Below are 24,293 nucleotides of genomic sequence, written 5' to 3' on the forward strand. Positions count from 1 at the left end.
CCGTAGCCACCACAGAAAAGGAAAAATACATGACCACCCTGAAAATCACCGGGATGACCTGCGACTCGTGCGCGGCTCACGTCAAGGAAGCCTTGGAGAAAGTGCCCGGCGTGCAATCGGCGCTGGTGTCCTATCCGAAGGGCACAGCGCAACTCGCCATTGAGGCGGGCACGTCATCGGATGCGCTGACTACCGCCGTGGCCGGACTGGGCTACGAGGCAACGCTTGCCGATGCGCCACCGACGGACAACCGCGCCGGCCTGCTCGACAAGATGCGCGGCTGGATAGGGGCCGCTGATAAGCCCAGTGGCAACGAACGCCCGTTGCAGGTCGTCGTCATTGGTAGCGGTGGCGCGGCAATGGCGGCAGCACTGAAGGCCGTCGAGCAAGGCGCGCACGTCTCGCTGATCGAGCGCGGCACCATCGGCGGCACCTGCGTCAACGTCGGCTGCGTGCCGTCCAAGATCATGATTCGCGCCGCCCACATCGCCCATTTACGTCGGGAAAGTCCGTTCGACGGCGGTATCGCGGCGACTGTGCCTGCGATTGACCGCAGCAAACTACTGGCCCAGCAGCAGGCGCGCGTCGAAGAACTGCGCCATGCCAAGTACGAAGGCATTCTGGACGGCAACCCGGCCATCACCGTTGTACATGGTGAGGCGCGTTTCAAGGATGAGCAGAGCCTGGTCGTCCGTTTAAACGATGGTGGCGAGCGCGTGGTAGCTTTCGACCGCTGCTTAGTCGCCACGGGTGCCAGCCCGGCCGTGCCGCCGATTCCGGGCCTGAAAGAGTCACCCTACTGGACTTCGACCGAGGCCCTGGTCAGCGACACCCTTCCCGAACGCCTAGCCGTGATCGGCTCGTCGGTGGTCGCGCTGGAACTGGCGCAAGCCTTCGCCCGGCTGGGCAGCCAGGTCACGATCCTAGCTCGCAACACGCTGTTCTTCCGCGACGACCCGTCCATCGGCGAGGCCGTCACAGCGGCCTTCCGTGCCGAAGGGATCAAGGTACTGGAACACACGCAAGCCAGCCAGGTCGCGCATGTGAACGGCGAATTCGTGCTGACCACGGGACACGGTGAAGTACGTGCCGACAAGCTGCTGGTCGCTACCGGACGGACACCGAACACGCGCAGCCTGGCACTCGACGCGGCGGGAGTCACCGTCAATGCGCAGGGTGCCATCGTCATCGACAAGGGCATGCGCACCAGCACGCCACACATTTACGCGGCCGGCGACTGCACGGACCAGCCACAATTCGTCTATGTGGCGGCAGCGGCCGGCACCCGTGCCGCGATCAACATGACCGGAGGGGATGCTGCCATCAATCTAACCGCGATGCCGGCCGTGGTGTTCACCGATCCGCAAGTAGCAACCGTGGGCTACAGCGAAGCGGAAGCGCATCACGACGGGATCGAAACCGACAGTCGCACGCTCACGCTCGACAACGTGCCGCGTGCGCTTGCCAACTTCGACACACGCGGCTTTATCAAGCTGGTCATCGAGGAAGGTAGCGGACGGCTCATCGGCGTGCAGGTCGTCGCCCCGGAAGCCGGCGAATTGATCCAGACGGCTGTTCTCGCCATTCGCAACCGCATGACGGTGCAGGAACTGGCCGACCAGTTGTTCCCCTACCTGACGATGGTCGAGGGGTTGAAGCTCGCGGCGCAGACCTTCAGCAAGGACGTGAAGCAGCTTTCGTGTTGTGCCGGATGAGGAAAAGGAGGTGTTCGATGAACGCCTACACGGTGTCCCGGTTGGCCTTTGATGCCGGGGTGAGTGTGCATATCGTGCGCGATTACCTGCTGCGTGGATTGCTGCGGCCAGTCGCCTGCACCACGGGTGGCTACGGCCTGTTCGATGACGCCGCCTTGCAGCGACTGTGCTTCGTGCGGGCCGCCTTCGAGGCGGGCATCGGCCTCGGCGCATTGGCGCGGCTGTGCCGGGCGCTGGATGCGGCGAACTGCGATGAAACTGCCGCGCAGCTTGCTGTGCTGCGTCAGTTCGTCGAACGCCGGCGCGAAGCGTTGGCCAATCTGGAAGTGCAGTTGGCCGCCATGCCGACCGCGCCGGCACAGCATGCGGAGAGTTTGCCATGAACAGCCCCGAGCGCATGCCGGCCGAGACGCACAAACCGTTCACCGGCTACCTGTGGGGCACGCTGGCCGTGCTGACTTGCCCCTGCCACCTGTCCATCCTCGCTGCCGTGCTGGCCGGCACAACCGCCGGTGCATTCCTTGTCGAGTATTGGGTCATCACGGCGCTCGGTTTGACCGGCCTGTTTCTTCTGTCACTGGCGCGGGCGTTGCGGGCATTCAGGGAAAGATCATGAGCGCTTCCCGGCCGGATGGATGGACTACGGCGGAGGGCCCAAGCGTTCGAGCGCGGGCAAGGCTTTCTGTTCGCAAAGCCGATGCCGGCGGCGGCATTCGCCGTCTTCGTCAGTCAATGGAGGGGTGCCACCATGAATGCAAATGATCCGACCGCCACCAGTTGCTGCGTGTGCTGCAAGGAAATTCCGCTCGATGCCGCCTTCACACCGGAAGGCGCGGAGTACGTCGAGCACTTCTGCGGGCTGGAGTGTTATCAACGTTTCCAGGCGCGGGCCAGCACTGCGACCGAAACGAGCGGCGAACCGAACGCTTGCGGTTCGCCGCCGTCAAATTGAGACAAACCACGCTTTCGCTACGTCGCCTCATGTCGGCATCAAATTCGGCTGAGTAGCTTCTCGCCATCTGGACGTAGCTCGCCCTTGGGTGAAATATGCCGATACAGGGTCTGCCGCGTGATGCCAAGTTCCTGGCACAGGTCGCCGACCTTGGTCTCTGACTGCCCCATTGCCGCCATCGCCAGCCGCAGCTTGGCGGCGGTCATCTTGAACGGCCGGCCGCCTTTCCGGCCGCGTGCCCGTGCTGAGGCCAGGCCCGCCACGGTGCGCTCGGCGATCAACTCGCGCTCGAACTCGGCCAGCGCGGCGAAGATACCGAAGACCAGCTTGCCGGCGGCGGTCGTGGTGTCAATGGCCGCGCCGTGCCCGGTCAGCACCTTGAGGCCGATGCCGCGTCCGGTCAGGTCATGGACGGTATTGATCAGATGGCGCAGGTCGCGCCCGAGCCGATCCAGTTTCCAAACGACCAACGTGTCGCCTGGCCGTAGTGCCTGTTGGCGCCGACCGAAAACTGAGCCACTTATGAGGGTTGTGCCGACCCAAAATTGAGCCAGGTGTTCAACCTACTCTGCTGTTTTTTTGTGCAGCAGAGGACGAGGAGTGATCACCATGGACATGATTGGCAGGATCCGGCGTTTGCATGCCCGGAAGAACAAATCGGAGCGCGAGATCTCGCGCATGACGGGGCTGTCGCGCAACACGGTTGCGAAGTGGCTGCACGGCGAGGTGGATGGCCCGCCGAAGTACCGGCGCGGGGAGCAGCCGAACAAGCTCACTGCGTTCCACGAGGCGCTCAGGCAGGCGTTGAAGGCCGACGCCCGGCGGCCCAAGCGCGAGCGTCGCACGGCCAAGGCGCTGTACGCCGAGATCAGGGGCGCTGGCTACGACGGTGGCTACACGCGGGTGACCGACTTCATCCGGGCGTGGCGCCAGGGCGAAGGTCAATCTGCGAGCGCCAACGCCTTCGTGCCGCTGGCCTTCGAGCTCGGCGAAGCCTTCCAGTTCGACTGGAGCGAGGAAGGGCTGGTGGTGGGCGGGATCTACTACCGCATGCAGGTCTCGCACATGAAGCTATGCGCTTCGCGGGCCTTCTGGCTGGTGGCCTATCCGAGCCAAGGCCATGAGATGTTGTTCGATGCCCATACCCGCAGCTTTGCAGCCCTGGGCGGCGTGGCCCGGCGCGGCATCTACGACAACATGAAGACCGCGGTGGACAAGGTCAAGAAGGGTAAGGGCCGGATCGTCAATGAGCGCTTCGCGACCATGTGTGCGCACTACCTGTACGACCCGGACTTCTGCAACGTCGCCAGCGGCTGGGAGAAGGGCGTCGTCGAGAAGAACGTGCAGGACAGCCGCCGGCGCATCTGGATCGACGCGGCCAAGCAGCGCTTCGGCAGCTTCAGCGAACTCAACGCCTGGCTGGGCCAGCGGTGCCGGGCGTTGTGGGACGAGGTGCGCCACCCCGAGCACGAGCAGTTCAGCGTGGCCGAGATGCTCGAACACGAGCGGGCGCATCGGGGTCGATTTGTTTTCGTTGTCAAAAGTGACGGTAGGAGATCGAGCACTGGCGTAGGGGTGGTCTGATAAGCCCTTGATTTCATTGGTTTTCCTGTTCACTTTTTCAGGCGTATTGTGTCTGCCCCAATCACCGGAGACACAAGATGCAAAGCTGGCACACAACCTACCTTGGCCTGCGAGAGCTGCCAAGGGAAATCAGCACCTTCGAGCTTCAGTCGTTTTTCACGTACAGCCGTACTGAGCGCGAGCTCATCAACGCCCGCCGAAGCAACGCCCACAAGCTGGGTCTGGCACTGCACATAGGTTTCTTGCGCTTGAGCGGGCGCCTGCTGAATTCGGTGCGCATCGTTCCGACAACCCTGTGGCGCCATCTGGGTGACGAAATCGGCATCACTGCTGTTGAACTGGCATCCCTGCGAGCCCTGTATGTTCGCGGTCGAACCCTCTTTGACCATCAACAACTGGCCTGTGATGTCCTGGGGTTTCATTGGATGACGGAGCACCAACGTCGCGCCCTGGTACGCACCCTGCGCGATGAGGTGGCCCGCTGCGCCGATCGGGATCAATTGCTCGTATTCGCTCGGCGCTGGTTGTATCAAAGCAAGATCCTGATCCTGCGCGACCGTGACATCCGTGTCCTGGTCACAGCGGCGCTGGGACAACTCGAAGAAGAAACAGCCAAAACGATTGCGGCATCTGTGCTGCCCGAACAACTGGTGCGCTGGCGGGATGCCATGGCCGCATTGCGCCCGGATGGGCAAACCCAGCAGAGCTGGTTGTGGTCGGCACCGGCCAAACACTCAACCAAACAAATTGGCGAGGTGTTCGAGCGAATCGAACTGCTGTACGCCCTGAATGTCCACAAACACCTGGACGACCTGTCCGGTCTCATTGTGCGGCGCTATGCACGCCGCCTGGCTTCAAGGCCTCCCTCGGTGGGGGCCAGGATCAAAGAACCCGCTCGCACAGTGGAGGTTGGCTGCTTTTTACGGCACTGCCTGTTTACCAGCACAGACCAAGCTATCTTGATGGTTCAGCGGCGCGTTGCCGATCTTTGGCGCACGGTCGCAGCAGGTGTCACGGAGACGGTCAATTGGGCTGACCTGTACAAGACATTGCTGGCAGAGCTGGCTGGTTTGGTCGCCCAGGGTGAACTTCAAGACGCGGAGTTGCGGGCTCGAATTGTTGCCCTGCTCAGTGCCAGCCAGCAAGGCAAACCACCCAGCCGGGCCTCGGTGGTGCGTGAGCGTTTGTTTGACGCCATACGTCCCGTGCGCTCTTTGCTGGCCGAAATCACCAAGCTGCCCTGGCAGGCCAATAGCGAGCACCCGGTGACCACAGCCTTGGCCCAATTGACGAAACTGTACGCGGGCAAACTTCGCGAACTACCTGCTGATGTCAGCGCCCCTCGCTTGGGTTCGGTCTGGAGCGGCGCGATTGCGGGTGCCGACCGGGAGCGCGCGTTTCGGGCCTTGGAGGTGGCCACCCTGTTTTCATTGCGACGTGCCGTGCGCAACGGTTCGGTGTGGATTGAGCACAGCCTGAGCTTTCGTGGCCGCGCACGCCTGTTCTTCACTGATGCGCGCTGGCAGGAAGAAGCCAAACGGCACTATGCCCGACTGTCACTGCCAGCCAATGCATCCACACTTTTGAAGCCGTTGCTGGCCAAGGTACGCGCCGGCGTGGAGGCAGTGGCCGTCGCCGCGCGCAGCGGTGTGCTGCGCGTGGACGAAGAACTCCACCTTTCAGTATTGCCGGCAGAGGATGAAGATCCAGAGGTGATTAAGTTGAGGGCCAAACTTGACCTGAGGATCGGTGAGGTGCAACTCCCAGAAGTGATCCTGGCCGTTGACGCTCAGGTACGTTTCAGCTGGATCATGCTTGGCCGCGAGCCACGTTCGACAGAAGAGCTGCTGATGGTCTACGCCGGCATCATGGCCCACGGCACCAGTCTGACGGCGGCCGAATGCGCCCGTATGATTCCGCAGTTGTCTGCCACCAGCATCCGTCAGGCCATGCGTTGGGCCGGGGACGAGCGTCGCTTGAGTCAAGCCTGCCACGCGGTGCTGGAGTTCATGCAACGGCACCCCATTGCAGCGACATGGGGTCGCACGGACCTGGCGTCGTCCGACATGATGAGCATGGAAACCACCCAACGGGTGTGGCAGGCCCGACAGGATCCAAGACGCAACACGTCCTCGATTGGCATCTACTCCCATGTGCGTGACCGATGGGGGATCTTCTACGCGCAGCCTTTTGTGCTCAATGAGCGCCAGGCAGGGGTCGCCATTGAGGGTGTCGTGCGCCAAGAATCCATCGAGACCAGCCAGTTGGCGGTGGACACCCACGGCTACACCGACTTTGCCATGGCGTTGGCCCGGCTACTGGGGTTCGATCTATGCCCACGACTGAAGGAATTGAAGCAGCGTCATCTGTACGTGCCGCGTGGCACGATCATTCCACCGGAGATCGCAGCAGTTTGCGAGGCTACCGTCGATACCGCTTTGATTGAGAAGCACTGGGACACCTTGGTCCATTTGGCAGCCTCGGTGATGAGCGGCAACGCCAGCGCAGTTGCAGCGCTGGCCAGATTTGGATCGGCGGCGCGGGGAGACCCCATCTACGAAGCGGGTGTTCAGTTGGGGCGCTTGCTGCGAACTGCGTTCCTGGCCGACTACTTTGTCAAAGACGCCTTCAGGAATGAGCTGCGTCGGGTACTCAACCGGGGTGAGGCGGTCAATGCCTTGAAGCGGGCGATTTATACCGGCAGAGTGAGCCCGGCTCAGGCCAAGCGGGCCGAGGAAATGCAGGCGGTGGCTGACGCCTTGAGTCTGTTGGCCAACATCATCATGGCCTGGAACACAACCCAGATGCAGGCCGTTCTGGACCGCTGGGCCAACCGGCGTCAGGTCATCCCGGCGGAGCTCACGGGGAAAATTGCGCCGACGCGGCTGCAAGGTATCAATTTGAGGGGCGTATTCCGCTTTCCAGTGGAGCGTTATGCCAGTGAAATCCTGCCGTCACAGACCACGCCGAAAACCGGGACCGGCGGTTGAAACCGAGCACGCTTTTGCGCCCTCAAACGGCGATCAAAAAAATCAACAGGAAACCCAATGAAATCAATGGCTTGGCAGGCCACCCCTACGCCAGTGCTCGATCTCCTACCGTCACTTTTGACAACGAAAACAAATCGACCCCGTGGATCTGCACTTCAATCAGGCCGCCTTCGCGCTGCGGCACGGTCGCCAGGTTCGGCTCGATTCGCACCGGCAGCAACTGCGCCGGCGCCGCCGGCACACCGTAAGCGTTCCGCGAACGACACCCTTGCGCCGTCGATGACGGCGTGTTGAAGGATGGTTCTACGCGGCGGCGGCGAGCGCCGCGTTTGGCACGGCGATGTCGGTGGCAGGCCGCCAGTTGTGCGGCAGCAGCTGCGCGAGGTCGCGCTGCTTGAGCGTGGGCAGACGCTCGAAGACGTCCTTGAGGTAGGCCCAGGGATCGTGCCCGTTTAGTTTGGCCGACTCGATCAGGCTCATGACCACGCCAGCGCGCTCGCCGGCCTGCTGCGAGCCTACAAAAAGCCAATTCTTGCGGCCAACGCACAGCGGGCGCACCGCGTTCTCCGCCGCGTTGTTGTCGATTGGGACGTCGCCGTCGTCCAGGTAGCGCGTGAGCGCGCGCCAATTGCTCAGCGAATAATCGATCGCCTTGGCCGTCACGTCGGCATTGGCCAGCTTCTGGCGCTGCCCGGTCAGCCAGAGGTGCAGGGCCTGGACGATGGGCCTGGAGCGTTGCTGGCGCAGCAGCCACCGTGCCTGGGGTTCGAGTTCGCGCGCCTCGCGCTCGACCTCGTACAGCTTTGCGATCAGCGCCACCGCCTGGCCGGCGATCTGGCTGGCGTTGAACTCGTGCGCCTCGAACAGCTTGCGCCGCGCGTGGGCCCAGCATAGTGCGGCGCTGACGCCTTGCGCCTGAAGCCCAAAATAGCCGCTGTAATCGTCGCTGACCAGCGTGCCGCCGAAGCCTCGCAGCACGCGCCGCGGATGTTCGCCGGCGCGGCTGGCGGTGAAGTCGAACAGCACCGCGCGCTGGGCCACGAAGTTGGTCGTGCGGTAGACCCAGACGTAGGCCCGTTTGGTCTTGCCGCGCCCCGGCGCCAGCAGCGACACCGGCGTCTCGTCGGCGTGGATCACACCGTGGCTGAGGATGAAGCCCTTCAGTGCATCGGCCAGCGGTGCCAGACGCACCCCGCAGATGCCGATCCACTGGGCCATGCTCGAGCGCGGGATGTGCACGCCAGAGCGCGCGTAGATCTCTTCCTGCCGGTACAGCGGCAAGTGATCGTCGTGCTTGGCCACCACCACCTGCGCGAGCAGGCCCGGCGCGGGGATGCCTTTGTCGATGATCTGCGCGGGCATCGGCGCGGCCTGGATCGTCTGGCAGCACGTGCAGGCGTACTTGCCGCGGATATGGCGCAGCACGAAGAATTGGGCCGGCACGCAATCGAGCTGCTCGCTGACTTCTTGGCCGATGCGCTTGAAGGGCTGGCCGCACTCGCAGTGGGTCTGCTCGATCTCGTGATGGTGATCGATGCGCGGCAGGCTCGCCGGCAGCGCCTGGCGCACCGCCTGGCCTTTGGCCCGGGGTGGCGCTACCGGTGGCTTCTGGTCTTGCTGGGCGGCGCGGTCTTCCAGCGCCGTGTCGGCCAGGATCTGATCGAACAGCACCGCCTGCGTGCTCGTCTCCAGGCTCTCGCTGGAGGAGCCGAAGCGCCAGCGCTTCAGCCGCGCGATCTCGAAGTTCAGCGCCTCGATCCTGGTTTGCTTGAACTTCAGCTCGCCTTGCATGCGCCCGATCACATCGCGCAGCTCCTGCATCGAATCCAGTGCGCCCGGCGCATCGATCGTGTGGGTGTCCGGGCCTTCGAGCATGGCCGCCATCATGCCTCGCGCGCGCGTGCGCGCGAGGCATGACTTTCTCCAATAGACAAACGCGCAAATCCCGACCTCGAATCGAGCGCATTCAGACCACCGTGATCGACTGCGGCTGCGCGCTGCCCAGGCGCTGCCACGGCAGGCCCGCGACGAGCCAGTCGAACTGCTCGCGCGTGAGTTGAAGTGACCCCGTGTCCTGGCGCGGCCAGGCGAAGCTGCCCGCTTGCAGCCGCCGGGTGCACAGCCACATGCCCGCGCCGTCGTAGACCAGCACCTTGAGCCGGTCGGCGCGGCGGTTGGCAAACACGTAGGCGTGGTGGGCTTGCGCGCCCAGCGCGAAGCCGCGCACCACTTGGGCCAACAGCGTGTCGATGCCCCCGCGCAGGTCGGCCGCGCCAAGCGCCAGCCAGATGACGTCGATGCGAATCATCGGCCGAACTCCCGCAGCAGCGAAGCGAGTTCACGCGTGTGCGCCAGCGGCCAATGCAGATCGAGCCGGGTGCCTCCCACGTTCAATTCGACGCGCACCGATGTCGATGCGGCACCAGGCGCCACGCGGGCGGCCACGAAGCCGCTCGGCCTGGCGGCTGGCGAGGGCTCAGGGCTGACGCCGTCGAGCCGCGCCTGCCAGCGCCGCGCATGTGCGCACCAGCTTTGCAGCGTTCCCGCTGGCACCCCGTTGGCCTCGGCCCATACCTGCGCCTTCTGGCCAGAGGCACGATACGCCGCCACTTGCTCCAGGCACCGTTCCATCTGCTGTCGATCCATGTCCACCTCGTCTCGTTCGTTGATTGCGAAGACCCGAGGTTCGCAGCTTCAACGGTGAGATGAAAGATGGGTTCGCGGAACGCTTACAGCGCATCGACCGTGTCGCTGATGAAGTAGGCCAGGTGCCCCGCAGGCAGCCAGTCCTGCAGCGATGCGGACAGCAGCATCTCTTGTTGCGGTTCGTAGGGGCGGTAACTTATGGCCATGCAGCTTGAACGCTCACTCATGTGCGCAGGTCATCAGGGGATTCCCTGCTTCTGCCGCCCACGCTCCTAGCCTGCCGCGTGGCTCCTAGCGTTGCCGTAGGGCTCGAAGTGGCGGGGGGTGGTTGAAAAAACCATTGCATCACTCGCATTTTTGCGAATAGGTTTCGCATGTTTTTCCTTTCAGGTTCTCAGGAAATCAACATAATTTTGATCTGCGACAAAGATCAATTGGCAAATTTAATGCGTGCTGAACTGATCTGGTGGCAGATGGTTGGGTAATTCGTTAATTCTAAACAACCGGCATCTATGCCGGAAAACCCGGAGACAAAAATGAGCCAGAAATTCATTGATCGGCACGGCTTGTGGTCCGACGCCCAGAAGGCGGCGGCCGTTGAAGTGCTGAAGAAAATCGAGCAGGACGGCATTCAGATGATTCGCCTCTCATGGCCGGATCAATATGGTCTGCTGCGCGGGAAAATGCTGTCGGTGGCAGCCTTGCGCTCCGCATTCGGCAGCGGCTCGGAAATCACCATGGCGCCCTTTTTCTTCGACACGGCCAGCGCCATCGTGTTCAATCCCTTTTCCTCGGATGGCGGGCTTGGCAACCCGGAGTTGGCGGGCAGCCCTAACGTGGTGATGGTGCCCGACCCCACCACCTTCCGCGTGCTGCCCTGGGCTGATCGCACGGGCTGGATGCTGGCCGATCTGTACATGCGTAGCGGTCGGCCCTTCCCGCTGAGCCCGCGTGCCCTGTTGAAGAAAGCGCTGGGGCAGTTGGCGGATCTGGGCTATGACTTCCATGGTGGCCTGGAGGTGGAGTGGTACTTGACGCGCATCGTCGACCCCTGCCTGGAGCCCGAGACGCTGGGTGGCCCCGGCACACCGGCGGCACCGCCCAAGGTGATGCCGGTCGCCAAGGGCTACTCCTATCTGCTCGAAAATCACTTGGACGAGGTCGAACCCATCATGGCCGAGGTGCGCCAGCACCTGCTGACGCTGGGCATGCCGTTGCGCAGCATCGAGGATGAATGGGGGCCCAGCCAGATGGAGACCACCTTCGACGTCATGTCCGGCCTGGACATGGCCGACACCATGGTGTTGTTCCGCAACGCAGTCAAGCAAATCTGTCGGCGGCGCGGTTACCTTGCCAGTTTCATGTGCAAACCCAAGATTGAGGGTTTCTGTGCCTCGGGCTGGCATCTGCACCAGTCGCTGGCGGCGCGCGACTCCGGCGTCAATGCCTTCGTTCCGCAGACGGGCGAGCCGCTGTCGGCGCTGGGCCGGGCCTATGTCGGTGGCCTGCTCAAACATGCCTGTGCGGCCTCCAGCTTCACCACCCCCACGGTTAACGGCTACCGACGCCGACGCCCGTTCTCTCTGGCCCCGGATCGGGTGACCTGGGCCGAGGACAACCGCGCCGCCATGGCGCGCGTGATCGCCGCCCCAGAAGACTCAGCCAGCCGTGTGGAAAACCGGGTCGGCGAGCCGGCGGCCAACCCCTACCTGTATCTGGCCTCGCAGCTCTTCTCGGGGATCGATGGCATTCGTCGCCAACTCGATCCCGGCCCTCTGCAGGAAACGCCCTATGCCGCCGACGTTCCGATCCTGCCGCGCAACCTGGCCGAGGCGCTGGACGTGCTGGAGGGCTCCAGCTTCTTCCGCGAAGCCTTCGGCGAAGAGTTCATCCACTACTGGCTGCACCTGCGGCGCAGCGAATGGGCGCGCTTCGTGGCCGCCGAAGGCGCCGACGTGGACATGGCGGGCGACCCCGTCACCGACTGGGAGCATCGCGAGTACTTCGAACTGTTCTGAACTGAACCAGGTAACGCTCATGGACACCGTGAAGAAGAAATATGCCGTGCTCTGGTGCACTGAAGTACCCGGAGACGAGATCTTGCAGGAAAAAATGATCGCCACTTTCGGTCGCGCGGGCGAGCAGTGGGACGTGCTGGAACCCGCGCGCGACGGCTTCCTGGAGCGGGCGATGGGCTACGACGGCTACGTCATCAGCGGCAGCCCAATGTCGGTAGTGGACGATGCCGATTCGCTCCTGGTGAGCAACCTGCTGGCGCTGATTCGCCGCGTTAGCGACGAGGCAGGCTCACCCCTGATCGGGCTGTGCTTTGGCTCGCAGGCCATCGCGGCGGCCCTAGGTGGACGGGTTGCCAGGAACCCGTCAGGGCGCTTCAAGCTGGGGGTCGATGCCCTGCGCTGGGACCCCGTCGCCGTTGAGCTGCTGGGCGCGGCGCTGGCGCAAGCGCCCAGCGTGCTGGTGCAAAGCCACGGCGAATGCGTGGCGGCACTGCCGCCGGGCAGCGTCCTGCTGGCGTCGTCGCAGACCATCCCCCACGAGGTGTTCTTGGTGCAGGGCCGCATCTTGGGCATCCAGGGGCACCCCGAGGTGGACCGTCAGTTCCTGAAAGACAAGTTCATGGCCTACCACCGCGCGCTGTTCGACGACGAGCAGTGGGCGCACGTAGAACAGGAAGCCAGCCAGCCTCTGTCTCCCGACGCCGTCATCGCGCTGGGCCGCCGCTTACTGGACGAAGGCGCCCTGGCTCCCGCGGCTGTGCCCACGCTTACCGAAACAACATGAACTGAAGCCGCGATTTTCAGATTCAACCGAATTGCGAGAAAACGATGAAAGTAATTCATATTGCCGCCGTTCCGGCCGGGGAATCCGCCGCCGATGAATGGGACGACCTGGTGCAGCCAGACCGTGTACACCGCCGCGTCTATACCGACCCCGCCATCTTTGCCCGCGAAATGGACCATGTGTACGCCGCCAGCTGGGTGTACTTGGCCCATGAAAGCGAGATCCCCGAGCCCAACGATTTCCGGCAGGCCTGGCTGGGCACCCGCGAGGTCATCGTGACTCGCGACGAAGAGGGGCAAATTCGCGTGTTCTCCAACCGTTGCTCGCACCGCGGCGCAACCGTCTGCCGCGAGCACCAAGGAAACGCCGCCAACTTCACCTGCCCCTACCACGGCTGGCGTTTCGACAACCGAGGTCAGTTGTTCGGCATTCCCGGCAAGAACGCCTATGGCCCGGCCTTCAAGGCGCGCGACATGCACCTTGCGCGGCCTGCGCAGGTGGCGTCGTACAAGGGCTTCATCTTCGCTACCCTGAACTCCGAGGCGCCGCCCCTGGCCGAGCACCTCGGCAATGCCACACGCTATCTGGACGCCTGGATCGAGCACAATGGGGGCGCTCAGAACATCGTCTTGGCCGGCGCTCAGCGCTTTCGCGTCGGCTGCAACTGGAAACTGGTCTGGGACAACGCGGGCGACGGCTACCACGTGCCGTTCTCGCACCAGTCGCTGCTGGTGATGACCAAGGAACGCTACGGTGGCGGCGACATGGCCTACTTCGCCGACGCCGACCGCTCCCGCATGAGCAACAACGCGCTCGACAACGGGCATACGGTGATCGACCAGCGTCCCGAGATGCACGGCAACTCCGCCTGGCGCGAGCAGCGCCCGCAGCCGGGGCGTGAGCCCTACGAGGCCCACGTGGCCGCCACCCACAGCCGCGATCAGGCCCAACGCGTGCTCGACACCACTGTCGGGGCGGGCATGAACCTCAACATCTTTCCCAATCTGGCGCTGATCGGCAACCAGGTGCAGGTGATCCAGCCTCTGGCGGTGGGCGAAACCTCGGTAAGCTGGCATGCCACCCGGCGCAGAGACGTGGACGCAGAGGTCAACACCATGCGCCTGCGCACGCAGGAGGATTTCCCCGTCATGGGCGAGATGGACGACGCCGCCAACTTCGAAGAGTGCCAACGCGGCCTTATGAACAGCCCCGAGGACGAATGGGTGGACATGGGTCGCCACTGGGAGACCGGCAAGGATGTGCCCGGTCCCGATGGCGTGGTCAGCGGCCCGGTGACCACAGACATTCACATGCGCAACTACTACGCTCAGTGGAAGCGGCTGATGCAAGCCCGCCCGACGCTGCAAATGAACAAGGGGAAGCTGCCATGAACGCCGCCCAGGATCTGGCCCAAGCTGCCGCCGTTCCGGCCTACCGCCACCAGCCTCCCTCGCTCTACGTGGTGCCGGCGTTCTACGACTGGCTTCTCGCCGCTTCGGACGACCTGGCCCAGGCCGCCGTGCGCACCCAGGGCGCTGACGCCGCGCAAACGCAGCAGGTGGCACAACTACTGACACTGGAAGCTCGCCTGCTCGATCAGGGCTCGATGGACAAGACCGCCTACGAGCGCTGGCTGGCGTTGTATGGCGAGGAATGCGCCTATTGGGTGCCGGCGGGCGCGCCCGCGCCCGACCCGCGCCAATACGTCACCTTGGAATTCCACGACCGGCGCCGTCTGCTCGACCGTGTGAGCCGCCTGGGCACCGGGCTGGCCTTCTCGCAGTTCCCGACTTCGCGCACGGCGCGGCACTGGGGCGGACTGGAAGTGTGGCCCAGCCCGGACCGTGGCAATGAATGGCGCGCGCGCTACAGCTTCACTCTGGCCGAGTCACGCGAGGGCCACAACCGTGTGCTCGCGGGCTGGAACGGGTTCGTGCTGCGCCAGAGCGCCCAGGGGCTAGTCATCGTGCTCAAGCAGGTCAACCTGATCGACAGCGACTGCCTGCAGGGCAACAACTCGTTCTTTTTGTGAGGGGAGGTGGCAGCGCATGAAACTGGCACATTCTCTTACCGTCACCGCTGTTTCACCGCAAGGCAGCGACGCCATCCTGCTGAGCCTGGGCGTGGACGGCGGGCAGCGGCAGCGTTTTTCCTTCCAGTCTGGCCAGTACCTGACGCTTGCCGTCCCCGTGCAAGGCGATGAACATTGGCGCTGCTATTCGATCACCAGTGCGCCCGAGGATGGGCAGGCGATCAGCCTGCTGGTGCGCCGCGTGGCGGGTGGGCGCGTCTCCAATTGGCTGTGCGACCACGCGCGAGCGGGCCAACGATTGCAGGTGCTTCCGCCCGCCGGGCGCTTCACACTGGCGCGGCATGGCCAACCAGTGCTGTTGTATGCCGGCGGCAGTGGCATTGCGCCCATCTTCGCGCTGGCGCGCGAAGCGTTGCTGCAAGGCGCGCCCCAGGTACGGCTGTTCTACGCCTGCCGCGACCGAGCCACGGCCATGCTACTGGCTGAGTTGCAGGCGCTACAGGCGGGTAGCGGGCAGCGGCTGGAGATACGCCACTGGTATGACGCCGAACAGGGCCTGCCCACGCAGGCGCTGCTGGAGGCGCAGACCCAGGGCCTTGAGGCTGCTGACGCCTACCTTTGCGGCCCCGAGGCCTTCATGCACTCCGTTCTGGCTGCGCTGGCAGCGGCTGGGATCGAGCCCAGTCGCGTCTACCGCGAGGACTTCGGCGCTGCGCTGGAGGGCGCGGTGGAAACGGGCGCCGAGGGTCCCGACGCCGAGCTGACGGTTCAGCTCAAGGGGCAGACGCATACCGTGTCGGTGCGCGGCGGGCAATTCCTGCTGGGCGCCATGCTCGACGCCGGGCTGGCCGTCCCGCACGCTTGCCGGGTTGGCGAATGCGCCTCCTGCATGTGCCGCCTGGTGGACGGCGAGGTGCTGCGGCTCGACAGCTCGGTGCTGGACGAAGACGATGCTGCAGAAGGCTGGCTGCTGGCCTGCCGCACGCGCGCCGCCAGCGCCCAGGTGCGGCTGCGCTTTTCCTGAACCTGCAAGCCCCAGAAAGCCTGAAGCCATCGATGAAAGCATGCACCATGACCCGAGACGGCACCACCACACCTCCATGGGACCTGATCCGCGCCTTCCTCGCGCTGGAGCGCCACGGGAGCTACGAAGTTGCAGCCGACATGGAAGGCATCGACGACTCCACCCTGCGCCGGCGCATCCGGGTGCTGGAGCAGCGCTTCGGTCGCACTCTGTTCGTGCGCAGCGAGGCCGGCTGGAAAGCCTCGGCCGACCTGCACGCGCTGGTCAGCGCTGCCCAGCACATGGAAGAGGCGGCGCGCAGCTTCTCTCAGAATCACCAGGAAGGCGCGGGCGTGGTGCGCATCAGCCTGATGGACGTGTTCGCCAAGCGCTTTGCGCCAGTATTCGTCGCGCTGGGGGAGAAATTTCCTCGGCTGCTGCTCAACATCACCACCGAGACGCACTTCGTCAATCTGGAGCAAGACCAGGTGGACATCGCCGTGCGGCTAGCACGGCCTGTGCGCAACAGCAATTCCCTGCGCGTACGCAAGATCGGTGCGGTGGCCGTGGGCGCTTACGCCAGCCGCGCGTACCTGGCGCGCCACGACACGAGTGCGTCAAATCCCGCGTTTGTCGACGACCACGACCTTCTGGCCATGAACTTGCAGTTCTTCCACCAGGATCACAACTTCACCTACGCCAACCTGGACTGGGCCAAGTTCGGCCTGACGGGCAAGGTGCGCGTGCAGTCGGACAGCTTCGTGCCCATGGCGCACCTGTGCGCGCTGGGCCACGGCGTGGCGCTGCTGCCCAAGTTCGTTGCCGCTGACTATCCCGAACTGGTGCCGTACCCCGAAAAGCTCTTCTTCGAAACGGAGCTGTGGCTGGTCAGCCGCTTTGACTTGCTGGCAGCTTGGCAGCGCGAATTGGCCGACAGGCTGCAGGAAGAAATGGCGACATGGCCTCAATGACCTCGCTCCCTGTCCTGACCACCAGCCCGCGCTTGGCGGCGCTGCCGGTCACTATCGCCAACGTTGGCCTCAGCTATGCCTGCGCCGGCAATGAAAGCCTGCTCACCGGCATGGTCCGCCTGGGCCGCAAGGGCATCCCGGTGGGTTGCGTCAACGGCGGCTGCGGGGTCTGCAAGGTCCGCATCGTCGAGGGACAGATCAAGGCCCTGGGGCCGATCAGCCGTGCACACGTGACGCTCGACGAAGAGAACCAGGGCTACACGCTGGCATGCCGCGTGGCACCCCAGACGCCGGTGAACCTCGAAGTGGCCGGCAAGTTGAGCAAACCGTTTTCCAAGGGGCGCGCAGAGTCTGCGACTGCCAGCCCTTCGATTCAGCAGCAGTAACCAACCACCAGGAGACACAACATGGGTGTGATGCGCATCGGGCACGCGAGCCTGAAAGTGATGGACATGGACGCCGCCGTCCGGCACTACGAGAACGTGCTGGGCATGAAGACCACCATGAAGGACAAGGCGGGCAACGTCTACCTCAAGTGCTGGGACGAATGGGACAAGTACTCGGTCATCCTGACCCCGTCGGACCAGGCCGGCATGAACCACCTGGCCTACAAGGTCGAGAAGGAAGCCGACCTTGAAGCGCTGCAGCAGAAGATCGAGGCCTGGGGTGTGAAGACCACCATGCTCGACGAAGGCACCTTGCCCTCGACCGGCCGCATGCTGCAGTTCAAACTGCCCAGCGGGCACGAAATGCGCCTGTATGCCAGCAAGGAGTTTGTCGGCACCGACGTGGGCAACATCAATCCCGACCCCTGGCCCGACGGCCTCAAGGGCGCGGGCGCCCACTGGCTGGACCACTGCCTGCTGATGTGCGAGATGAATCCCGAGGCCGGCATCAACACCGTGGCCGACAACACCCGCTTCATGACCGAGGCGCTGGACTTCTTCCTGACCGAGCAGGTGCTGGTCGGACCCGAAGGCAACATGCAGGCGGCGACCTGGATGGCCCGCACCACCACGCCGCACGACATCGCCTTCGTCGGTGGGCCGCGCAGCGGCCTGCACCACATCGCCTTCTTCCTGGACTCGTGGCACGACGTGCTCAAGTCCGCCGACGTGATGGCCAAGACCAAGACGCGCATCGACGTGGCCCCCACCCGCCACGGCATCACGCGCGGCGAGACGATCTACTTCTTCGACCCGAGCGGCAACCGCAACGAGACCTTCGCCGGCCTGGGCTATCTGGCCCAGCGCGACCGGCCGGTGACGACCTGGACCGAAGACCAACTGGGCAGCGGGATCTTCTATCACACGGGCTATCTGGTGCCGTCTTTCACCGAGGTGTACACGTGATCACCCCCCTGCGCCACTGACGCGGCTTCCCCCCTCTCTGGCGCGCCTTCGGCGCTTGGAGGGGGGACGGCACCTGAGGCCCGGCGGAGCCGGTTCCTCGGTGCCCCTCGAACTGGAGTCACCTTTCTCTCGCCGCTTCTTCTTATGACATCCGCTCTCTCTGTTCCATCTTCCGTCATCACCGCATCTGCGGCTTCGTTGGCCTGTCAGGCGGCGGTGGCGCATGCGGAGGCATCGGGCATTCGCATCAACGTGGCCGTGACCGATGCCTCGGGCACGCTGACCGCGTTTCTGCGCATGCCCCATGCGTTTCTGCATTCGATCGACATCGCGATCGACAAGGCCTACACCGCGGCCAGCTTTGGCTTCCCCACCTCGCAGTGGGGCGGCGTGATCGGCGACGACGAGCTGCTGCGCATCGGCCTGAACCAGCGCCAGCGCCTGGTGCTGTTCGGTGGCGGCCTGCCCATCGTGGCCGGTGGCCAGCGCATCGGCGGCATCGGCGTGTCCGGCGGCTCGGCCGAACAGGACGAAGCCTGTGCCCGCGCCGGCCTGAAGGCCCTGGGCCTCGACTGACTTTTCTTTTCCTTCCTCACGCACCATGAAACAGTTCCTGAACTTCATCAACGGCGATTTCGTCGCCACCGCCAAGACCTTCGAAAACCGCAACCCGGCCACCAACGAGGTCGTAGGTCTGGTGCACGAGGCCGGTCAGGCCGAGGTCGACGCGGCCGTGGCCGCGGGCCGCGCCGCGCTCAAGGGCGAGTGGGGCACGATGAGCGTGGTCAAGCGCGCCGAACTGCTGCACGCGGTGGCCGACGAGATCAACCGCCGCTTCGACGACTTCCTCGCCGCCGAACTGGCCGACACCGGCAAGCCGCGCTCGCTGGCTTCGCACATCGACATCCCGCGCGGCGCCGCCAACTTCAAGATCTTTGCGGACATCGTCAAGAACGTGCCGACCGAGAGCTTCCAGATGACCACGCCCGACGGCGGCACTGCCATCAGCTACGGCCTGCGCACACCCCTGGGCGTGGTCGGCGTGATCTGCCCCTGGAACCTGCCGCTGCTGCTGATGACCTGGAAGGTCGGCCCGGCCCTGGCCTGCGGCAACACCGTCATCGTCAAACCCTCGGAGGAAACCCCCGCCACCGCGACCCTGCTGGGCGAGGTGATGAACGCGGTCGGCGTGCCCAAGGGCGTGTACCAGGTGCTGCACGGCTTCGGCCCCGGCTCGGCCGGCGAATTCATCACCAAGCACCCGGGTGTCAACGGCATCACCTTCACCGGCGAGACCCGCACGGGTGAAGCCATCATGGCCGCCGCCGCCAAGGGTGTGCGCCCGGTGTCGTTCGAACTCGGCGGCAAGAACGCCGGCATCGTGTTCGCCGACGCCGACTTCGACAAGGCCATCGCCGGCATCACCCGCAGCGCCTTCGAGAACTGCGGCCAGGTCTGCCTGGGCACCGAACGCGTGTACGTGCAGCGCCCGATCTTCGACAAGTTCGTCGCCGCGCTGAAAGAAAAGGCTGAGGGCCTGAAGATCGGCGGCCCCGACATGCCGGGCGTGGGCATCGGCCCGCTGATCTCGGCCGAACACAAGCAGAAGGTCATGGGCTACTACGCCAAGGCCAGGGCCGAGGGGGCGACCGTCGTCACCGGCGGCGGTGAACCGGCCATGACGGGCGAGTACGCCAACGGCCACTTCGTGCAGCCCACTATCTGGACCGGCCTGCCCGAAAGCGCCAGCGTGATCCGCGAGGAGATCTTCGGCCCCTGCTGCCACATCGCCCCCTTCGACACCGAAGAGGAAGCGATTGCGCTGGCCAACGCCACCGACTACGGCCTGGCGACCACCGTGTGGACGCAGGATCTGGGCAAGGCGCACCGCATGGCCTCGGCCATCGAGGTCGGCCTGTGCTGGATCAACAGCTGGTTCCTGCGTGACCTGCGCACCGCCTTCGGCGGCAGCAAGGCCTCGGGCATCGGCCGCGAAGGCGGCGTGCACTCGCTGGAGTTCTACACGGAACTCCGCAACGTGATGGTGAAGCTGTGATCTCCCCCCTGCGCCGCTGCGCGGCTTCCCCCCTCCGTTGCGCGTCTTCGACGCTTCGAGGGGGACGCCGCCTGTGGCCCGGCATAGCCGGTTCCACGGCTGCCCTGGACGAACGGCCTCGTGCGCCGACAGCGAGTGGGCCGGGGCGACTGGTGCAGTGAAGTAAAGGAGGAGGCGAGCGCGCAGCGACCGACGGGGGACATGAACGGAACCAGTCGTCCCGGCCCACTCGCCGCCCCTTCAAAGCAAAGACCTCAAGGACAAGACACATGAATGCCCCACACAACCCTGAAATTGCGCTGAGCGTTCGCACAGGCAGCTTCAACACCAACGTGCACGACCTCGGCAGCTCCAAGCCGGGACAGCCTCCGGTGCTGTTCATCCACGGCTCCGGTCCGGGTGTAAGCGCCTGGGCCAACTGGCGCCTCGCCATGCCGGTCATCGCCAAGGATCGGCGAGTCATCGCGCCCGACATGGTGGGCTTCGGCTACACCGACCGCCCCGCCGGCATGACCTACAACATGGACACCTGGGTCCAGCAGGCGCTGGATGTCATGGACGCGATGGGCGTCGAGAAAGCCGACGTGGTCGGCAACAGCTTTGGCGGCGCGCTCTCGCTGGCGCTGGCGATCCGCGCGCCGCAGCGCGTGCGCCGCCTGGTGCTCATGGGCTCGGTCGGTGTGCCCTTCCCGATCACGCCGGGCCTGGACGCGGTCTGGGGCTACGAGCCCTCGCTGGCCACCATGAAGCGCCTGCTGGACATCTTCGCCCACAGCCGCGCGCTGGTCACCGACGAGCTGGCCGAGCTGCGCTACCAGGCCAGCATCCGCCCCGGCTTCCAGGAATCCTTCTCGGCCATGTTCCCGGCCCCGCGCCAGCGCTGGGTCGACGCCATGGCCAGCCCCGAATCGGCGATCCGCGCGCTGCCGCACGAGACGCTCATCGTCCACGGCCGCGAGGACCAGGTGATTCCGCTGCAGACCTCGCTCACGCTGAGCCAGTGGATTCCCAACAGCCAGCTGCACGTGTTCGGCCACTGCGGCCACTGGACGCAGATCGAACACGCCGCGCGCTTCGCCCAGCTGGTGTCGAACTTCCTCGCCGAAGCCGACGCGCAGGGCGCCGCGTCCGCCTGACCCCTTTTCCCACACAGAACACCATGGACAACTCCAAGATCCAGCACTACGGCGACGAGCTCTACCAGTCGCTGCTCGACCGCCAACCCGTCGCTCCGCTGACCGACCGCGAAGCGGACATCACCATCGAGGACGCCTACCAGATCCAGCTGCGCATGATCCAGCGCCGGCTGGACGCGGGCGAGCGCGTGGTGGGCAAGAAAATAGGCGTGACGAGCAAGGTCGTGATGGACATGCTCAAGGTCAACCAGCCCGACTTCGGCCACCTGCTCTCGGGCATGGTCTACAACGAAGGCCAGCCCATCCCGGTGAGCAGCATGATCGCGCCCAAGGCCGAGGCAGAGGTCGCCTTCATCCTGGCGCGCGACCTCGAAGGCCCCGGCGTCACCGCGGCCGACGTGCTGCGCGCCACCGACTGCGTGATGCCGTGCTTCGAGATCGTCGACTCGCGCATCAAGGACTGGAAGATCAAGATCCAGGACACCGTGGCCGACAACGCCTCCTGCGGCGTGCTCACGCTCGGCGGCCTGCGCAAGAGCCCGCGCGACCTCGACCTCGCGCTGGCCGGCATGGTGCTGGAAAAGAACGGCGAAATCATCAGCACGTCCTGCGGCGCATCGGTGCAGGGCTCGCCGGTCAACGCGGTGGCCTGGCTGGCCAACACGCTCGGCCGTCTGGGCATCGGCCTCAAGGCCGGCGACATCATCCTCTCTGGCTCGCAGTCGCCGCTGGTGCCGGTGGTCGCGGGCGACAGCCTGTATTGCAGCGTCGGCGGCCTGGGCGGCACGTCGGTGCGTTTCGTCGCCTGAGCGGGAAGGAAACAACCACATGAAACTCGACAAGAACACCCTCGCCCAGCTCGCCGAGCACCTGGAAAACGCCGAGCTGAAGGCGCACGACGTCACCAAGATCACCGACGACCACCCGGACATGGACTGGGACGACGCCTACGCGATCCAGGACCTGATCCGCGCGCGCAAGGAAAGCCGTGGCCACAAGACGGTGGGCCTCAAGTGCGGCCTGACCTCCTACGCCAAGATGAAGCAGATGGGCGTGGACACGCCGGTCTTCGGCTTCGTCAGCGACTACATGGCCTGCGCCGAAGGCAGCGACATCAAGACCTCCGAACTCATCCACCCCAAGGTCGAGGCCGAGATCTGCGTCGTCACCAAGGCGCCGCTCAAAGGTCCGGGCTGCCACGTCGGCGCCGTGATGGCCGCGATCGACTTCGTGATCCCCGGCGTGGAGATCATCGACAGCCGCTACCGCGACTTCAAGTTCGACCTCAAGAGCGTGATCGCCGACAACACCTCGGCCTCGCGCTTCGTGATCGGTGGCCGCGCCCGTCGTGTGGAAGACCTGGACCTGCGCACGCTGGGCGTGGTGCTGGAGAAGAACGGCCAGATCGTGGCCATGGCCGCCGGCGCCGCCGTGATGGGCCACCCGGCCGCCGCCATCGCCGCCCTGGCCAACCACCTGGGCGCGCGCGGTCAGGAGATCCCGACGGGCAGCTTCATCATGACCGGCGGCGTGACCGAAGCCATTGCGGTGCAGGCCGGCGACAGCGTGAACGTGCGCTTCCAGGACCTGGGCACGGTTGGCATGCGATTCGTCTGAGCGCCGCCCTGAGCCGCCTGCACCCATGAACGCACCCGCCACCCCGTCGCGCGCCGTGACCGTGCTGGTCACGCGCCGGGTCGCACCCCAAGGCGTGGCCGGCTTCGAGACGGCCATGGCCGGCATGATCGAGGCAGCGACCCACTTCCCCGGCCACCTGGGCGGCCAGCTGGTGCGCCCTGGCGAGGCCGGCGGCGGCGACGAGCCCCTGCTCTACCACGTGGTCTTCGCCTTCGACAACGAGGCGCACCTGGCCGCCTGGCAGGACTCGCCCGAGCGGGCCCGCTGGCTCGCGCAAGTCGCACCCCACACCGTCGGTGCGCAGGAGATGCGCCGGGTCAGCGGGCTGGACTACTGGTTCGCGCCGGCGGGCAGCACCACCAAGGCGCCGCCGCGCGGGAAGGTGGCGATCGTGACTTGGCTGGGCATCTTCCCGACCGTGCTGCTGCTGTTCCTCACCGTGGCGCCGCTGCTGGCCGACTGGCCGCTGGTGCCGCGCACCATGGTCATCACCGTGCTGGTGGTGGTCCTCATGACCTGGGTGGTGGCGCCGCGCCTGACCCGCTGGCTGGCCGGCTGGCTGCACGCCCGTCCGCCCGTAGGAGGGCGCCCATGAGCCCGGCACCACGCCCCCTGGCGGGGCAGACCGCCTTCGTCTCGGGCTCGACCGCTGGCATCGGCCTGGCCATCGCCCAGGCCCTGCTGGCCGACGGCGCCCATGTGGTGCTCAACGGCCGCGGCGAGGCGTCGGTGCAGCGCGCCCTGCAGACCCTGCGCCAACAGCACCCGCAGGCCGAGGTGTCGGGCATCGCCGCCGACCTGGGCACCGCCGCCGGCTGCGAGCAGGTGGCGACCCGGCTGGCCGATGTGGACATCCTGGTCAACAACCTCGGCATCTTCGAGCCCAAGCCCTTCGAGCAGATCGCCGACGCCGACTGGCAGCACCTGTTCGAGGTCAACGTGATGAGCGGCGTGCGCCTCGCCCGCGCCGCGCTGCCCGGCATGCTGACGCGCAACCGCGGCCGCATCGTCTTCATCTCCAGCGAGTCGGGCATCTGCCCGCCGGCCGAGATGGTGCATTACGGCATGAGCAAGTCGGCCCAGCTGTCCGTGGCACGCGGCCTGGCCGAGTGCTGCGCCGGCACCGCCGTCACGGTCAACAGCGTGCTGCCCGGCCCCACGCTGACCGAAGGCGCACGCGCTTTCTTCGACACGCTCGCCGCGCAGCAGGGCCTGAGCTTCGACGAAGCCGCGGCCCGCTTCTTCCGCGACGCGCGCCCCACCTCGCTGCTGCGCCGCTTCATCCGCCCCGACGAGGTGGCGGCCATGGTGGCCTACGTCTGCAGCCCGCAGGCCAGCGCCACCACCGGCGCCGCGCTGCGGGTGGACGGTGGCGTGGTGCGCACGCTCACCTGAACCTTTTTTCTTCTTCCCCCA

At 65.3% G+C, this 24,293-nt stretch carries 25 protein-coding genes and 1 pseudogene; 21 read left to right on the plus strand and 5 right to left on the minus strand.

The window, feature by feature from the left end:
* Window positions 1-29 precede the first annotated feature (29 nt).
* From merA to M3149_RS17410, 4 genes are all read left to right on the plus strand, one after another.
* Window positions 30-1,715 carry a mercury(II) reductase gene (merA, locus tag M3149_RS17395; RefSeq protein ID WP_005798829.1) on the plus strand — a complete coding sequence of 562 codons (1,686 nt, stop codon included), beginning with the start codon at window positions 30-32 and terminating at the stop codon, window positions 1,713-1,715.
* Window positions 1,716-1,732: 17 nt separating this feature from the next.
* On the plus strand, window positions 1,733-2,098 hold the full coding sequence (gene merD, locus M3149_RS17400) for a mercury resistance co-regulator MerD (protein WP_005798827.1): 366 nt from the start codon (window positions 1,733-1,735) through the stop codon (window positions 2,096-2,098).
* The gene (gene merE / locus M3149_RS17405; RefSeq protein ID WP_005413392.1) at window positions 2,095-2,331 is read left to right on the plus strand and encodes a broad-spectrum mercury transporter MerE; all 237 of its coding nucleotides are present in this window, start codon (window positions 2,095-2,097) and stop codon (window positions 2,329-2,331) included. Before merD ends, merE begins: the two co-directional genes overlap by 4 nt.
* Window positions 2,332-2,463: 132 nt before the next feature.
* Window positions 2,464-2,667, plus strand: coding sequence for a DUF3330 domain-containing protein (locus M3149_RS17410; RefSeq protein ID WP_005413391.1), 204 nt, complete (start codon window positions 2,464-2,466; stop codon window positions 2,665-2,667).
* 38 nt (window positions 2,668-2,705) lie between these two features.
* On the opposite strand, the gene M3149_RS17415 is transcribed toward M3149_RS17410, so the two are convergent.
* Window positions 2,706-3,137, minus strand: a complete 432-nt coding sequence (locus M3149_RS17415; protein ID WP_071038015.1) for a recombinase family protein — start codon at window positions 3,135-3,137, stop codon at window positions 2,706-2,708.
* A 139-nt stretch (window positions 3,138-3,276) separates the two neighbouring features.
* On the opposite strand from M3149_RS17415, the pseudogene istA reads away from it, so the two are divergent.
* Window positions 3,277-4,182: pseudogene (gene istA, locus M3149_RS17420) on the plus strand (IS21 family transposase); the annotation flags it as partial.
* Window positions 4,183-4,328: 146 nt separating this feature from the next.
* The gene (locus tag M3149_RS17425) at window positions 4,329-7,241 is read left to right on the plus strand and encodes a Tn3 family transposase (protein ID WP_012478196.1); all 2,913 of its coding nucleotides are present in this window, start codon (window positions 4,329-4,331) and stop codon (window positions 7,239-7,241) included.
* Window positions 7,242-7,544: 303 nt separating this feature from the next.
* Here M3149_RS17425 and tnpC read toward each other — a convergent pair whose 3' ends face one another.
* From tnpC to M3149_RS17445, 4 genes are all read right to left on the minus strand, one after another.
* Window positions 7,545-9,062, minus strand: coding sequence for an IS66 family transposase (gene tnpC, locus M3149_RS17430; protein ID WP_059153614.1), 1,518 nt, complete (start codon window positions 9,060-9,062; stop codon window positions 7,545-7,547).
* A 145-nt stretch (window positions 9,063-9,207) separates the two neighbouring features.
* Complete coding sequence (gene tnpB, locus M3149_RS17435; protein ID WP_014386445.1) at window positions 9,208-9,549, minus strand: IS66 family insertion sequence element accessory protein TnpB; 342 nt, start codon at window positions 9,547-9,549, stop codon at window positions 9,208-9,210.
* Window positions 9,546-9,887, minus strand: a complete 342-nt coding sequence (gene tnpA / locus M3149_RS17440) for an IS66 family insertion sequence element accessory protein TnpA (RefSeq protein WP_014386446.1) — start codon at window positions 9,885-9,887, stop codon at window positions 9,546-9,548. Before tnpA ends, tnpB begins: the two co-directional genes overlap by 4 nt.
* A gap of 83 nt (window positions 9,888-9,970) precedes the next feature.
* Window positions 9,971-10,114: a hypothetical protein gene (locus M3149_RS17445; protein ID WP_014386447.1), complete on the minus strand. Its 144-nt coding sequence runs from the start codon at window positions 10,112-10,114 to the stop codon at window positions 9,971-9,973.
* Window positions 10,115-10,423: 309 nt separating this feature from the next.
* On the opposite strand from M3149_RS17445, the gene M3149_RS17450 reads away from it, so the two are divergent.
* The 15 genes from M3149_RS17450 to M3149_RS17520 all read left to right on the plus strand — a co-directional run bounded on the left by M3149_RS17450 (window position 10,424) and on the right by M3149_RS17520 (window position 24,272).
* Window positions 10,424-11,905, plus strand: coding sequence for a glutamine synthetase family protein (locus M3149_RS17450; RefSeq protein WP_015060806.1), 1,482 nt, complete (start codon window positions 10,424-10,426; stop codon window positions 11,903-11,905).
* Between the two features lie 19 nt (window positions 11,906-11,924).
* Window positions 11,925-12,689, plus strand: coding sequence for a type 1 glutamine amidotransferase (locus tag M3149_RS17455; protein ID WP_050980591.1), 765 nt, complete (start codon window positions 11,925-11,927; stop codon window positions 12,687-12,689).
* A 44-nt stretch (window positions 12,690-12,733) separates the two neighbouring features.
* A complete protein-coding gene (locus M3149_RS17460) occupies window positions 12,734-14,080 on the plus strand; it encodes an aromatic ring-hydroxylating oxygenase subunit alpha (protein ID WP_051705517.1) in 1,347 nt (448 codons plus the stop codon).
* Window positions 14,077-14,721: an aromatic-ring-hydroxylating dioxygenase subunit beta gene (locus tag M3149_RS17465; protein ID WP_014386451.1), complete on the plus strand. Its 645-nt coding sequence runs from the start codon at window positions 14,077-14,079 to the stop codon at window positions 14,719-14,721. Before M3149_RS17460 ends, M3149_RS17465 begins: the two co-directional genes overlap by 4 nt.
* Before the next feature lie 16 nt (window positions 14,722-14,737).
* On the plus strand, window positions 14,738-15,745 hold the full coding sequence (locus M3149_RS17470) for a ferredoxin--NADP reductase (protein ID WP_251710807.1): 1,008 nt from the start codon (window positions 14,738-14,740) through the stop codon (window positions 15,743-15,745).
* A gap of 32 nt (window positions 15,746-15,777) precedes the next feature.
* The gene (locus M3149_RS17475; RefSeq protein ID WP_015060643.1) at window positions 15,778-16,695 is read left to right on the plus strand and encodes a LysR family transcriptional regulator; all 918 of its coding nucleotides are present in this window, start codon (window positions 15,778-15,780) and stop codon (window positions 16,693-16,695) included.
* Window positions 16,683-17,081 carry a 2Fe-2S iron-sulfur cluster binding domain-containing protein gene (locus M3149_RS17480; RefSeq protein WP_014386454.1) on the plus strand — a complete coding sequence of 133 codons (399 nt, stop codon included), beginning with the start codon at window positions 16,683-16,685 and terminating at the stop codon, window positions 17,079-17,081. Before M3149_RS17475 ends, M3149_RS17480 begins: the two co-directional genes overlap by 13 nt.
* Window positions 17,082-17,102: 21 nt before the next feature.
* Window positions 17,103-18,047, plus strand: a complete 945-nt coding sequence (locus tag M3149_RS17485) for a catechol 2,3-dioxygenase (RefSeq protein ID WP_008328854.1) — start codon at window positions 17,103-17,105, stop codon at window positions 18,045-18,047.
* A 144-nt stretch (window positions 18,048-18,191) separates the two neighbouring features.
* Complete coding sequence (locus M3149_RS17490; protein ID WP_034350336.1) at window positions 18,192-18,623, plus strand: GlcG/HbpS family heme-binding protein; 432 nt, start codon at window positions 18,192-18,194, stop codon at window positions 18,621-18,623.
* Window positions 18,624-18,648: 25 nt separating this feature from the next.
* A complete protein-coding gene (locus M3149_RS17495; RefSeq protein WP_035884259.1) occupies window positions 18,649-20,103 on the plus strand; it encodes a 2-hydroxymuconic semialdehyde dehydrogenase in 1,455 nt (484 codons plus the stop codon).
* 269 nt (window positions 20,104-20,372) lie between these two features.
* On the plus strand, window positions 20,373-21,239 hold the full coding sequence (locus M3149_RS17500; protein WP_008328861.1) for an alpha/beta fold hydrolase: 867 nt from the start codon (window positions 20,373-20,375) through the stop codon (window positions 21,237-21,239).
* Window positions 21,240-21,262: 23 nt separating this feature from the next.
* On the plus strand, window positions 21,263-22,048 hold the full coding sequence (dmpE, locus tag M3149_RS17505) for a 2-oxopent-4-enoate hydratase (protein ID WP_008328863.1): 786 nt from the start codon (window positions 21,263-21,265) through the stop codon (window positions 22,046-22,048).
* A gap of 19 nt (window positions 22,049-22,067) precedes the next feature.
* Window positions 22,068-22,856: a 2-oxo-3-hexenedioate decarboxylase gene (gene dmpH / locus M3149_RS17510; RefSeq protein WP_008328869.1), complete on the plus strand. Its 789-nt coding sequence runs from the start codon at window positions 22,068-22,070 to the stop codon at window positions 22,854-22,856.
* A gap of 25 nt (window positions 22,857-22,881) precedes the next feature.
* Window positions 22,882-23,472 (plus strand): antibiotic biosynthesis monooxygenase, encoded by a 591-nt coding sequence (locus tag M3149_RS17515; RefSeq protein WP_251710808.1) that lies wholly within the window; start codon window positions 22,882-22,884, stop codon window positions 23,470-23,472.
* Window positions 23,469-24,272 carry an SDR family NAD(P)-dependent oxidoreductase gene (locus M3149_RS17520; RefSeq protein WP_008328873.1) on the plus strand — a complete coding sequence of 268 codons (804 nt, stop codon included), beginning with the start codon at window positions 23,469-23,471 and terminating at the stop codon, window positions 24,270-24,272. Before M3149_RS17515 ends, M3149_RS17520 begins: the two co-directional genes overlap by 4 nt.
* Window positions 24,273-24,293: the final 21 nt, after the last annotated feature.

This window comes from Hydrogenophaga intermedia, assembly GCF_023715105.1.
In the GTDB taxonomy this organism is placed as follows: Bacteria; Pseudomonadota; Gammaproteobacteria; order Burkholderiales; family Burkholderiaceae_C; genus Hydrogenophaga; species Hydrogenophaga intermedia_A.